Origin of the sequence: Pseudomonas sp. MWU12-2345, from assembly GCF_023242385.1 — a bacterium.
GTDB classification, from domain to species: domain Bacteria; phylum Pseudomonadota; class Gammaproteobacteria; order Pseudomonadales; family Pseudomonadaceae; genus Aquipseudomonas; species Aquipseudomonas gingeri_D.
Window position 1 is genome coordinate 1 of the sequence record NZ_JALLJA010000035.1, and the last position, 12,752, is coordinate 12,752.

Below are 12,752 nucleotides of genomic sequence, written 5' to 3' on the forward strand. Positions count from 1 at the left end.
TATCGCGTGATTGCTTTACATTGGCGCTTACCCGCAAAGATGCCACCCCGGAACCCGCAGCATGCCCACCCTCCCCCAAGGCCCCACCCTGCAAACCCGCTTCAAGGCCCTGGACGCATTCCTCTCGGCGCACCAACACCTATGGCGCCCACGCCCCTTCACCCACCTGCATCTGCCGTGGGAAAGCCAACACCCGGAACTCGCCACCTGGCTACGCCAACGCAGCCTCGACGATGCCGAAGCCAGCCACAACCACCCGGAACACCTCGCCGCCCCCGCGCCGTTTCCCGCGTTGGCTGCCGAATCCCAGGCACTGGCTACTGTCGGAACACTCCCCGACAGTGCCCGCGCCCCTGCAAACCATCGCCTGAACGTCGACGTCCCCGGGCGCAAATGGCAACAGATAGAAGCCTTCGCCGGCCGCCTGGACTTCGCCCAATCGCCCACCCACTGGCTAGATTGGTGCTCCGGCAAAGGCCACCTGGGCCGCCGTCTACTACAACCCGGCCAACACCTGACCTGCCTGGAATACGACCCGGCCCTGATCGCCAGCGGCCAGCAGCTCAGCCAGCACCACCACCTGCCGGCCCAACACCTGCAACAAGACGTCCTAGCGCCTGATGCCGCCGCCCGCCTGAACGCCGAGCATACCCCGGTCGCCCTCCACGCCTGCGGCGACCTCCACGTACGCCTGATGCAACTCGCCAGCCACGCCGGCTGCCGCCAACTGGCGATCGCCCCTTGCTGCTACAACCGCATCAGCACCGCGAACTACCAACCTCTGTCCACTGCCGCCCAAGCCTCGCCCCTGCATCTATCCCTGGACGACCTCGCCCTGCCCCTGAGCGAAACCGTCACCGCCGGTGCCCGGGTCCGCCGCCAGCGCGACACCTCCATGGCCCGACGCCTGGCCTTCGACCTGCTGCAACGCCGTCTGCGACAAACCGGCGACTACTTGCCCACCCCCTCGCTACCCAGCGCCTGGCTCGATAAACCCTTCGCCGATTACTGCCACGACCTAGCCGCGCTCAAAGAGTTATCCACAGTCGGCGAGCAGAATTGGGCGGAATTGGAAACGGCAGGCTGGCAACGACTGGCGCAAGTGCGCAACCTGGAACTGCTACGCGGACTGTTCCGCCGCCCGCTGGAACTCTGGCTGGTGCTGGACCGCGCGCTGTTCCTCGAAGAGCAAGGCTATGCGGTACGCCTGGGCTTATTTTGCGAAAGCCCGTTGACGCCGCGCAATCTTATGCTACTGGCAGAGCGCCATTGACCGCCCTGGCGCACGACGCAGCCTGTGGATAAGTCTGTTGATGCTTTTCCCGAAGACGCCCTGAAAACGCCGCCTACAGAGCAAAAAGCTGACTGATCATTTTTTGTTCACAAAATAAAGCACCGGAAAAACAGATAGTTGCAGCGTGATGAGAACGCGTCCACAAAATTGCATTCTCAGCGCGCCAACCACCAGTCACTTGTGCATAAGCGTTTTAGTCAACAGATATAACGCGCTTTTTTCCACATTCTGAAAACGCCACAACCCCCTGTAGGAGCTGGCTTGCCGGCGATAGCGTCCGCTCAGGCGATGCAAGACTCACTGGCCTCATCGCCGGCAAGCGGGCTCCAACAGGTTCTCGTATTAGCCTGAAGCCCCCTCAGCAATGCCTCCCGAGCGGCCAACACAGCTTGCTCAACCGCCTCACCACCACGGACAGTGCCCTCCAGATAGATAAACGTCAGCTGATGAATGCCGATGGAATTGAGGATCGCCTTTAAATAAGGCGTGAGAAAGTCCGGCTGACGAGCCTGTTCGCCCTGAATCAAGCCCCCGGAACTGACCAGCACAAAGGTTGGGCGATCCTTGAGCAGACCAAACTTCTCCCCCGCACCGTTCACCCCGAAACTGCGTTGAATACGTACCACATGATCAATCCACAGCTTCATGGCGGCGGGCAGCGTGAAGTTGTGGAGCGGTGTGCACAGCACCAGCAGATCGCTGGTCTCGAGCTCGACGATCTGCCGCTCGGACGCATGGATGGCCACGTTGTCCATGCCAGCTACCGAGGTCACGGCCGACGCATAGTCGCTGGTCAGGGCGGGCAGCGGTTCACCGCCCAGTTGGCGATCCATGAGCGTGCTGATGCCCGGCCAGTCGCCCAGCACGTCAGCGGCCAAACGATAAACCCGAGCCGCCTTGCCATGGGGGCTGAAATTCAACAACAGGGCGCGGCTCATACCGCTCTCCCCGTACTGAGATCCTGGGAAAAGTGCATACCTTTAGCCAACAACCCCTGACGAAAATAGAAACGTTGCGCCAACGGCATATGCATCCCTGTGTCGAGCACCAGATAGCGATAACCCAAGGCCCGCGTGTGACGGCGCACCTCCTCCAACAGCCCGGCGCCCAGCTCGCGACGCTGTTGCGAAGCCGTCACCACCAGATCATCGACATAGACGAAGCGCCCATACAGGGTGTTCTCCGTCACCCGAAAGCCGGCCAGGCCGATCACCTGCCCGTGCTCGCGCAGCGCCAACAGGCGAAAGCCCTGCTCGCCCTGACGGAAAACCTGCTCAACAAAGGAATCCGCATCGGTCAGATGCGGCCGCAGCTCCTGCATCACCGCAAAACATTCGCGGCACTGGGCTTTGCTTTCGACCAGCGCGTATTCAAGATCATTGCCCATGGGACGTTTCCCCATGCTGGCGCACGCTGGCCGGCACCAAGCGAAAACTGACGCCGACGCGGTTAAGGGCGTTCATCAGGGCGATTGCCAGGGTCAGGTCGGCCACTTCCTTTTCGCCGAACACAGCGGAAACGGCCTGGAAGTCTTCGTCCGGCACGTCGGTTTCGTGCACCCGGGTCACGCTTTCGGCCCAGGCCAGGGCGGCGCACTCACGGCGGTCGAACAACGCACCGCCTTCGCGCCAGACCGGCACCAGCAATACCTTGTCGAGGCTCACGCCCAGCTTGATCAGGTCCCGGGAATGCTGGCTGATGCAGAAGGCGCAGCCATTGATCTGCGAAACCCGCAGGTACACCAGGTCAATCAGGTGCGGTTCAAGCCCGCAGCTTTGCAGATAGCTTTTAACGCCGAACAGCGCTTTGTAGCCCAGGGGTGCGGCGTCGAGGTAATTGAGACGTTGAGTCATGGTTGGCTCCCGTTTGAGGTGGGTGAAATCATGGGTTGCAGTCTGCGGTGCGTTGAAACCGGCCGACAGGGCCAAGATCGCGCAAGCCGTTTGGGACATGAGCGCTACTGAATCGGGCCAGCCATGGGGTTAAACTGCGTCCGTTCTGCATGACCACGGAAACCCCATGCCCATTGCCAAAGCCGCCACTGAACCGGGGTTGCCCAAATACCTGGTGGTCTATCGACGCATTCGTAGCGCTATCGATGAAGGTCAATTGCGGCCCGGTGATCGCGTGCCTTCGGTGCGCGCCCTGGCGGCAGAACTCAATCTGGCGCGGGGCACCGTCGAGGCGGCTTATGAGCTGCTGATCAGCGAGGGTTACCTGACGGCGCGTGGTCAGGCCGGGACGGTCATTGCCCTCGATCTGCCGGTGACAGCGATCCCGAGCCCAGCAACGGAAACCGTCGAATCGACCGAACAGGATCAACCGCTGCCCCTGCAAATGGGGCTTCCGGCACTGGATGCTTTTCCGCGAAAACTCTGGAGCCGGCTGATCACCCAGCGTGTCCGACAAACCGATATCGCCGGCCTGGGTTTCAGCGATCCGAGAGGCTACGCACCACTGCGCTCGGCCATCGCCACGTACCTGGGGCTGTATCGAGGCGTGCAGTGCACACCGGACCAGGTGTTTATCTGCACCGGTTACAACGCCGTACTTGAGCTGGTCTGCGAAAGCCTGGAAATGGAAGGTCAGGATTGCTGGTTCGAGGACCCCGGTTATGTGCATGCGCGGCAGATACTGCTCAATCGCGGTGTGCAACTGGTGCCGGTGCCGGTGGATGCCGACGGTCTGCGGGTGGAGCACGGTATCCGCCTGAATCCGACGGCGCGACTGGCGGTGGTCACCCCGGCGCATCAAAGCCCGTTGGGCGTGGCGTTGAGTCCGGAGCGGCGCAAGGCGCTGCTGGATTGGGCGCAGGTGCAGTCGAGCTGGGTACTGGAAGACGACTATGACAGCGAGTTTCGCTATCGAGGCCGCCCACTTCCCGCGCTGAAGAGCCAGGATGTGCATGATCGCGTGTTATACGCCGGGACCTTCAGCAAGATGCTGTTTCCGGGGTTGCGGTTGGCGTATCTGGTGGTTCCGAGGGAACAGGTTGATCGTTTTGAACAGGTCGCCCGACTGTGGCGCAATCGCTGCCCGGAACTGTTGCAAGCGACGGTCAGCGACTTTCTGAGTCAGGGGCACTTCACCCGACATTTGAAGAAGATGCGCCAGCTGTACAGCATGCGTCGGGCATTGCTGGTCAAGGCGTTGGAAGAGGTGGGCAGCGGGATATTGAAGGTCGACCCGCAGGCTGGGGGCATTAATCTGCTGGTGCGGGTGTTGATTGATGTGCCGGATGTCCGCATAGCCAAGCAGGCGCGGGCGGCGGGATTATCGATTGAGCCATTGTCGCGCTGGCAGGTGGTGGCCGGGCAGGAAGGCGGGTTGTTGATGACCTTTACCAACGTGGCGTCGGCCGAGCAGGCGGCTGAAATAGCGGACCGGTTGCTGATGGCGATCGAGGCGGCGCGGTCGGCGGATCAGGACAAAGCCCAGGGTTGCCGGCATGGGCGGATCACAAGAACGCCACCTTCGCAAAAATAGTCAGATATCAGGGGTTTACAGAACCTCGCCAATCGCTATAATCGTCGCCCTAACACGCCGGTATAGCTCAGTTGGTAGAGCAACTGACTTGTAATCAGTAGGTCCCGGGTTCGACTCCTGGTGCCGGCACCATTCAAGGTTCCATAGAAAGCTTTCAAAATCTCTGGAACCCCCGAAAAACCCGCCTTCTGGCGGGTTTTTTCGTTTTGGCGTTCCATCGATTTCCGTCAGAAACTGGTGGATTCCAACCGTTTTAAGGGTAGAGTTTGGGATACAGGTCACTTCGATAAAAGGGAGTACCCTTATGTCGCGCACCACAGCTCCGCTCTCCGACGCAGCTTGCCGCTTGGCAAAACCTGCAGACCGCGCCTACAAGCTTTTCGATGGCGATGGCCTCTATCTCCTAGTCCAACCCAATGGCCGCAAAGGCTGGCGGCTCCGTTACGTCAAACCTGACGGACGGGAAGGACTGACCTCGTTCGGCAACTACCCCGTCATTGGCCTCGCCGATGCGCGCCGCAAGCGCTTGGAAGTCAAGCGAATGCTGGCGGATGGCGTTGATCCTATAGAGACCAAGCACCAAGCCAAGGCGGAAGCCGTAATCAAAGGCAGAACCTTTGAAAGCGTTGCGCTCGACTGGCATACGGAAATGTCGGCCAAGTGGGCACCAGGCCATTCCAAAACAGTGATGAGCCGCCTCAAAACCCACGTGTTCCCGCTGATCGGCGCACGCGCCATTGTTGATCTCGACACCCATGACCTTATGCAGCCCTTGGAAGCGATCAAGAAGCGCGGAACGATAGACGTTGCTTTAAGGGTACAAAACTACCTGCAGAGCATCATGCGCGAGGCAAAGCGCCTCCGGCTTATCACTATAAACCCTGCTTACGACCTCGAAGGCTCGATCAAGGCCCCGCGGGTGATCCATCGCCCCGCTCTACCCTTATCGCGACTGCCGGAACTGCAGGAGCGGATCGACACCTATAAAGGCCGGGCACTTACCCGTCTGACGGTGATGCTGTCATTGCATGTGTTTGTACGATCCAGCGAACTGCGTTTCGCACGCTGGAGCGAGTTCGACCTCAAGCGCGGCACCTGGGAAATACCTGACACTCGTCCAGCGTTGGACGGAGTACCCTTTTCAACAAGGGGGACGAAGATGGCCGGGGACATCCACCTTGTACCCTTATCGCCGCAAGCCGTAGCCCTGCTTGAACAGATCCACGCCCTCACCGGAAAATTCGACCTGGTGTTTGCAGGCGATGCCAAGCCCTGGAAACCCATGTCCGAAAATACCGTGAACAACGCGCTACGGACGATGGGATACGACACCAAAACCGATATCTGCGGACATGGGTTTCGTTCGATGGCCTGCAGCGCACTGATCGAGTCAGGACTGTGGTCGGAGACAGCTATTGAACGGCAGATGAGCCACAAGGAGCGCAACAACGTCCGCGCCGCTTACATCCACAAGGCTGAGTTCATCGAGGAACGCAGGCTGATCATGAACTGGTGGAGTCGGTATCTGGAGGCCAACCGGCAAGAGCATGTCACTCCACACGAATTCGCCAACCAGATTGGGGTTAACGTTACTCGGATGAAGGCGAAGTCTGGCACTGGCGCAGAAAGGAAGAATTGACATGGATATCTCAACCGCACAAAGCATCAAGCTCGCCATCGTGTCGGCAACCGGGCTGTCAAAAGACGCGCTGCATATCTATGTGGGCATGGTGGTCTATTTAACGTTGATCGTCGGCACCCGACGATTCAGACCATACATTGGCTGGCTGGTTGTTTTCATCATTGCGTGTGCTGGCGAGTGGGTAGATCGGCGAGACGATATTGGAAGCTTCGGATACTGGCGTTGGCAGGCAAGCGCTCACGACATTCTCAACACGTTGTTTTGGCCGACGGTGCTGACACTGCTTTGGCTTTTAAAGTGCCGCAGTAAAGCAAGCGTACATCCGTAAGACTCTCGCAATCTGCTCTGCCACGCGGGTCCATCCAAACAGGGCTGCAAAGCCGCCCTGTTTGGATGGACCTCACTTAAAAAATCTAAAGCCCACCCAACTGTCTGTGGAAAACCACAGATTTCCACCGGTGGATAATTTCATCCACAGCCGCAGAACTCCCGAAAAATCGAACCTTGACCCAAATTATCTACAGGAGTAGAAAAGATCGGGCAAAGCGCTGTCGTTGACAGCAACCCAGGTAGCCAGAACCTTAAAGGCTACGCCACACCGTGGCGGTTCTCCCAAAGTGCGATTAGCGTCCGGCGGCTCGCACGGTCACAACGATGTGATGGATGCCTACTTTTACCAGCATGCCCACTGCGGCAACTCATTCCCTTTCATAGCTGCCCTGCAGCAACCTGTCCGCTTGGCCATTTCCTTGCGCCAACCTGCGCCCGTCTCTTTCTCCCGGAAAGAGACGGGCGCTCCTACCGCTGCTGCAGCCCAACTCGTACAAGGCTTTGCGGCATTCCCCCTCGTGACAATCGGCGTGACAAACACCGAAGTCACCAGCAACAGCGATGCAGATGATGGTGCCGCAGTCCACGGAATGGACTGCACCTGACTGACAGTCAGGCATACCCCAGTCATCGCCTCGCTGCCTTCACCCGACTCAGGATCTCGCGACGCCGGTCTCGTCAGCCAGTGCAGCCTCCACCCGCCCACTTCTGCGGAAGTGTTCAGGAGGTCAGATCATGAGATGCCCAAGCTCCCGGTCGTAAAGAGCCGCCAGTCCCGCGTAGTGGACAACCCTCACAGGTCGCAGGGGCCTTGATCCCTGATAACACTCAACATTCTTGGCGGGACGACGTGGGGATGGTTTTAAAGGTTTGGCTTCGAGAGGAGTTTGGTCATGGGATTGGTCGGTAGACGAGCTGGGCGCAATTTTGGCTATGGTCGGCAGTTGAGCTATGCCGGGCCGCGGGCATTGCGCGATCTGTTTGGCGGCGGGCACCACGGCACGGTCAAGGCGCACAGTGATCGCTGGCAGGCGTTTGTACGCTGGTGTCGCTCCGAGAATGGGCCAGGATTTAACGATGCACGACAAATTGATCGGCAGACCTTGCTGGACTACGCCGGACATCTGCGTCAGCAAGTTGAACAAGGTGAGCTCGCCATCGCCACCGCGCAAAACCGGTTATCCAGTGTGAATCGGACCATGGCCGCGCTTCGCGGTGATCAGTATGTGAAGGTCTCGAGTCCGAGTAAGGCGCTGGGAATGCGGCGAACCAGTGTTCGTCGCTCGGTGCCGCAGGGCCAAGACCGCGAACAAGTTAAGCGGACCGTAAACGCCCTCTGCGAAAATCAGTACCCCCGCGCCGCCGCCATTGCGCAGTTGGCGCGTGCCACCGGCATGCGCTTGCGCGAGGCCATTTTGGCCGACCTACCGCGTCTAAAACGTGAGGCCGAACAATACGGCAAGATCAACATCCAAGATGGCACCAAAGGTGGCCGCTCAGGTGCGTCGGCACCTCGCTGGATCAGGGTAGACGATCATATTCGTGACGCACTGAGGTTTGCCGAACAGGTCTCGCCCGACGGCAGCCGCAACCTGCTTGCACCGAACGAGAGCTATCTCGATTTCCAACCGAGTGTCGTACGCCCCGCCCGAGATATCCTCCATACGCACCACCTCAAAGGCTTCCACGAACTGCGCGCGGCCTATGCGTGCGAACGCTATGAACAGATCACCCACCACCTAGCGCCCATCAACGGTGGCAGGAGCAGGCGGCTCGATCCGCGCCTTGATCGAGAGGCACGATTACAAATCAGCTATGAGCTGGGGCACGGTCGAATCGACGTGGTATCGGCGTACATCGGCGGTCGGGTATGAGTAAACCATTCGATATGGAGATATTCTTGGCTGGAGTGCTGACTGGAGCACATACCACACGAGAACGACACATCCGCCAGGCCAAGACTATTCAAGCAGCTATTTCTGAACGCTGGAACCGAGGTAACCCATGGTCATGGCAAAGAAAACATCTCATTTGGTTTTTGAATCACCACATAAACTCAAACTCGAAATCGACCCACTACTACTATCTGCTTACCACAAGTCTGATCACTCTGCGCCTAGGAAAATCTTGGAATTTCAAACGCGAACGGAAGCCAGGGTACGACCACATCGCCGAGAATGTAGCTGCTTCAGGCGATAATTTTTAAAGCTCACATGGTGCTCCGTCATCGTCGAAGTAGTAAATATTCTCATGCTTATAACCCCATTTACCGGCTCTCAAACGTATGTGGGGCTCAAATGTAAAACAGGTCACCTCACCCAGGCGGCGATTGTTGCCCGACTCAATGTAAAGCCTTTGATCACGTCGCTCGCAAATGCTGTGACCAACGTTGCCAAGAAAATCGAGGTTCTCGAAACCGGCATCAATTATCGACTCATTAGCTAACTCATACAGGTCGTTGAAGGTGGTTTCAGGGTGAACAAACCGCAGCATGATGTCATGTAGACTTTGCTCCGCCACATATCCTCTAGTGAAATCATCACCAAGTGGCATCGTTCGACATATACCATCCTCGACGTAAAATGAACGTGCGCAATCACCCCACACAGTGCCTGATCGGGGGCTGAGATCGACTGTTACAAGATTTCGCAAACCTACCGCCTCTTCGCTTGGTTGGTAGTCCCGACCTGAGACTGAGGCCAGACTGCGGGATCCGAGCAAAACGAATGCCGGACAATCGTAATACCAAGTATCTGGATATCCCAACTGCGTGAGCATATCGGCTGCGATTCTTACGATAGATGCTTCAGTGGAGTTTGGTGTTATGTGATTAACGAGTTGTGCTAAGACGGATTTCGCAGCAGCTTGGACGGGTAGATTTAGCGGCGCAGGCATGGATGGGGCCTCTATCGTCGGTTTCGTTAGCCACGCAGGCGCTTGAGTTGAGCAGCTTAACAAAAGGTAACGAAGCTTTCGTTTCAAGGTGTATTGGCAATACACTTACCTCTCGAGAGCAGTTGGGGCACAAATCTATTGCGGAATCAATGGGAGCCCGTTTATCAGTACGCGCCCGGCAACGTCAGCTAGCCCGCTCCGCAAACCCCAGATAAGCATCCCGCCATCCCTCCGTTCGACCTTCAGGAGATGGCATTATCAAAGGCCGATCTAGAGATCGTTACACTCAACCGCGACTACTAAAGACTTCAGGCAACCTGCATGAGCGGCGATGAGTTGAGGAGATTGAGGGCGGAAATTGATAGTTTGGATGAAGAGGTCATCAGGATTCTCGCGCTGAGATTTGTCGCTACTGGCAAGGTTGGCACTATCAAGGCAGCACAGAACTTGGAAGCTGTGGATCCTTCTCGCGAAGCCGCGCAAGCCGAAAGGTATTCCGTCCTAGCTGCACGTTACGGGGTTAGGCACTGTACGAAAAGAAATGTCGTAGACACCGCCGCCAGCAAGCCAGTGTGACCATCGCTGCGAAGCTTTCCGCCAGCTTGCAATAGCGTGTTCCCAGGCGGCGGTGTTCCTTAAGCCAACCAAATAGCCGCTCTATTACATTCCGCTGCCGATATTTGGGCTTGTCGAAGAGACGCGGCAAGCCGGGCTTTGGCTTGCGCTTCATGTCCCGCAGGGGAATCACCGGCTGCATTCGATAACGATCGCAGTACCGGCGCAACGAGTCAGCGTCATACCCCTTGTCTGCCAAGAGCCAGCGGCATCGCTTGCGTGGCCTACCTCGACCAGAGGGGATGTGGACACCATCGAGCAGCGGTTGAGCATGTGAAATGTCGCTTGCCTGCCCACCAGAGAGGGTGAAGTGGAGCGGTATGCCTCGGGCGTCGCAGACCATGTGAATTTTCGTCGTCAACCCACCCCGACTTCATCCAAGTGCGTGGTCCGCTGGTTCTTGCGCCCCCCTTTTTTGCCTGCGCCGGAAGAGGCTCGGGTGGCTTTCACTGCCGTTGAGTCGATGCACCAGGTATTCAGGTCGATCAGGCCTTGCGCATTAAGTTTGACGTGTAGCCGCTTGAGCATCTTGTTGAAGGTGCCCTGGTTTCGCCAGTCTCGAAATCGCTGATAGACCGTCGACCAAGGCCCAAATCGCTCAGGCATGTCCCGCCATGCTGCACCGGAGCAAAGCACCCACAACACGCCGTTGAGCATCAAGCGGTCGTCGACTCTTGGGCGTCCGGTGCGCCGATGTTCAGCAAAGAGATCAGCGACTATCTCCCAGTCTGCGTCGGAAAGTTCGTATCGTTTGGGCATGGCAGAGTCCTTCGCCTAAATGGCAAGAACTCTACGGAAACTCAGGCCGTCAGGGGCCGCGATGGGGTTTCAAAGGTTTTCATACAGAACCTAGTATCGAGCTAACTCAGAAAGTCTTCAGAGCCGTCATAGACGAAGTCGTGGCAAATCATCAAACCATCCGAGAAAGCACATTGAAATAGGCTGCAAAGCAACCGATGGTGGATTCCCAGCGGTGAGGTAACAGCTCGGTAATCTCACGCCCCGCAGCGTCAGAAGGTGCATGAAGATGGCCTTCAAATCAGTATATGGATAATGTCCGTTGAGTCGCTGATTGGAGCAAGCTTATGATCGCCGCCAGCAGTTTTCCGCCGAGTAGCGACCTTTCAAACAGCCAATTCCATGGCCTAAGTACCCACAGGCGAGTCTCGAACTACTATTTACACTTCTCGCCCCTATCTTCCCAGCACAATCCAGCTGGCTGGACACTGGACTTGCCCCTACCAGACCGGACACCAATTCCCCGTTAAATTGATGCCGCCGCCAAGCGCCTAAATTCTCTCGGCGACCTATATTTCAGCGCGCTGTGCGGATGCTGCTCGTTGTAATGTTCGAAGGCAATCGTCAGATTGCGCAGTGCTGTTTCTCGATCTGGCTTGGGCATGTGCGTCACGTAATCTCGCTTGATCGTCTTCACGAAACTCTCCGCCATACCGTTGCTTTGTGGACTGCGTACCGGCGTGGTCACCGGCTGCAAGCCGATCTGGCGGGCAAACAAACGGGTCTGCTCGGCGATATAGGCCGAGCCGTTATCGCTCAGCCACTGCACGGGCGTGTTCGGCAGTTGGTCGCCAAAACGCTTCTCCACGCTTTCCAACATCAAGTCTCGGATGTCATCGCCGCTGTAGCCGGTCGGGCTCGCAACCCAGCCGATAGCCTCTCGATCACAACAGTCCAGGGCAAAGGTCACGCTCAGTTTTGCACCATCGTCGCAACGGAACTCAAAGCCGTCCGAACACCAGCGTGTATCACTGGTTTTCACGGCAATACGGCCTTCATGCCGGCGCGGTACGCCAGGCTGTTTAATACGCCGCGCCAACAGCAGGTCGTGATCACGCATGACACGATAAACCCGCTTCACGTTGATCGGTGGCAACGACTGGGTTTCACGCTCGCGGCGTAACAAGCCCCAGACGCGACGGTAGCCATAGCTGGGCAGTTCGCTGACTTGCTGCTTAATCTCGGCGACCAATTCCGTATCGTTCACAAGCCGGCGTCGCCGTGCGACGGGCGATATCGATTGCTTGCTTCGAACCGTTAATTGCGAGCGCGACACACCGAGACATTCGCTGACCAGTTTCACTGGTCGTCCCCCGGCAACAAGGGTGAGTGCGCAATCCATTTTCGCGACCGGGCGATCTCCACGGCCTCTTTGAGGACTTCCGCTTCCATCGTCTTCTTGCCCAACATCCGTTGCAATTCGCGGATCTGTTTGAGTGCATCGCTCAGCTCAGACGCCGGCACCACGGCCTCGCCAGCACTAACCGCCGACAGGCTTCCGTCCTGGTACAGCTTGCGCCACAGGAACAGCTGGTTGGCGTTGATGCCGTTGCGCCGGGCAACCACGGACACGCTTTGTCCAGGCTCAAGGCTCTCGCGAACCATGGCCAGCTTCTGGTCGGTGCTCCAGCGGCGTCGGCGTTCCTGGCCGAGCAGCTCGCCACCCTTATCGTTGCTGTTAGTCATAAACAT

Annotated in this window: 12 protein-coding genes, 1 tRNA gene and 1 pseudogene; 8 read left to right on the forward strand and 6 right to left on the reverse strand. The window is 57.8% G+C overall.

Features of this window, described 5'->3' with window-relative positions; all coding sequences use genetic code 11:
• The first annotated feature begins 61 nt into the window (after positions 1-61).
• Positions 62-1,273, forward strand: coding sequence for a methyltransferase (locus M5C71_RS33295; protein WP_248769683.1), 1,212 nt, complete (start codon positions 62-64; stop codon positions 1,271-1,273).
• Positions 1,274-1,575: 302 nt separating this feature from the next.
• On the opposite strand, the gene M5C71_RS33300 is transcribed toward M5C71_RS33295, so the two are convergent.
• From M5C71_RS33300 to M5C71_RS33310, 3 genes are read right to left on the reverse strand one after another with little or no spacing between them, the layout of a single operon-like run.
• Entirely contained in the window at positions 1,576-2,232 is a 657-nt protein-coding gene (locus tag M5C71_RS33300; RefSeq protein WP_248769684.1) for an NAD(P)H-dependent oxidoreductase, read from the reverse strand.
• Positions 2,229-2,681 (reverse strand): GNAT family N-acetyltransferase, encoded by a 453-nt coding sequence (locus M5C71_RS33305; RefSeq protein ID WP_177103209.1) that lies wholly within the window; start codon positions 2,679-2,681, stop codon positions 2,229-2,231. The genes M5C71_RS33300 and M5C71_RS33305 overlap by 4 nt, the downstream gene beginning before the upstream one ends.
• Positions 2,671-3,147 carry a carboxymuconolactone decarboxylase family protein gene (locus M5C71_RS33310; RefSeq protein ID WP_248769685.1) on the reverse strand — a complete coding sequence of 159 codons (477 nt, stop codon included), beginning with the start codon at positions 3,145-3,147 and terminating at the stop codon, positions 2,671-2,673. The genes M5C71_RS33305 and M5C71_RS33310 overlap by 11 nt, the downstream gene beginning before the upstream one ends.
• 166 nt (positions 3,148-3,313) lie before the next feature.
• On the opposite strand from M5C71_RS33310, the gene M5C71_RS33315 reads away from it, so the two are divergent.
• From M5C71_RS33315 to M5C71_RS33340, 6 genes are all read left to right on the forward strand, one after another.
• Positions 3,314-4,780, forward strand: coding sequence for a PLP-dependent aminotransferase family protein (locus M5C71_RS33315; RefSeq protein ID WP_248769686.1), 1,467 nt, complete (start codon positions 3,314-3,316; stop codon positions 4,778-4,780).
• 56 nt (positions 4,781-4,836) lie between these two features.
• A tRNA-Thr gene (locus M5C71_RS33320) sits at positions 4,837-4,912 on the forward strand.
• 172 nt (positions 4,913-5,084) lie between these two features.
• Positions 5,085-6,419, forward strand: coding sequence for an integrase arm-type DNA-binding domain-containing protein (locus tag M5C71_RS33325; RefSeq protein WP_248769687.1), 1,335 nt, complete (start codon positions 5,085-5,087; stop codon positions 6,417-6,419).
• Position 6,420: 1 nt separating this feature from the next.
• Entirely contained in the window at positions 6,421-6,750 is a 330-nt protein-coding gene (locus tag M5C71_RS33330) for a hypothetical protein (RefSeq protein ID WP_106805413.1), read from the forward strand.
• An 895-nt stretch (positions 6,751-7,645) separates the two neighbouring features.
• Positions 7,646-8,626, forward strand: coding sequence for an integrase domain-containing protein (locus M5C71_RS33335; RefSeq protein ID WP_248769688.1), 981 nt, complete (start codon positions 7,646-7,648; stop codon positions 8,624-8,626).
• On the forward strand, positions 8,623-8,958 hold the full coding sequence (locus tag M5C71_RS33340) for a hypothetical protein (RefSeq protein WP_248769689.1): 336 nt from the start codon (positions 8,623-8,625) through the stop codon (positions 8,956-8,958). Before M5C71_RS33335 ends, M5C71_RS33340 begins: the two co-directional genes overlap by 4 nt.
• On the opposite strand, the gene M5C71_RS33345 is transcribed toward M5C71_RS33340, so the two are convergent.
• Positions 8,955-9,647, reverse strand: a complete 693-nt coding sequence (locus M5C71_RS33345; RefSeq protein ID WP_248769690.1) for a M24 family metallopeptidase — start codon at positions 9,645-9,647, stop codon at positions 8,955-8,957. The two genes, M5C71_RS33340 and M5C71_RS33345, sit on opposite strands and share 4 nt — an antisense overlap.
• 321 nt (positions 9,648-9,968) lie before the next feature.
• Between M5C71_RS33345 and M5C71_RS33350 the strand changes: the two genes are divergently transcribed.
• Entirely contained in the window at positions 9,969-10,223 is a 255-nt protein-coding gene (locus tag M5C71_RS33350; RefSeq protein ID WP_248769691.1) for a chorismate mutase, read from the forward strand.
• Here M5C71_RS33350 and M5C71_RS33355 read toward each other — a convergent pair.
• A pseudogene (locus M5C71_RS33355) lies at positions 10,168-11,021 on the reverse strand (IS5 family transposase). The gene M5C71_RS33350 and the pseudogene M5C71_RS33355 sit on opposite strands and share 56 nt — an antisense overlap.
• 505 nt (positions 11,022-11,526) lie before the next feature.
• Positions 11,527-12,746, reverse strand: a protein-coding gene (locus M5C71_RS33360; protein ID WP_248769692.1) for an IS3 family transposase whose coding sequence is annotated in 2 segments (ribosomal slippage) — positions 11,527-12,401 and positions 12,401-12,746 — 1,221 coding nt in all. Because the reading frame shifts where the segments join, the coding sequence is not laid out codon by codon here.
• Between the last annotated feature and the right edge of the window lie 6 nt (positions 12,747-12,752).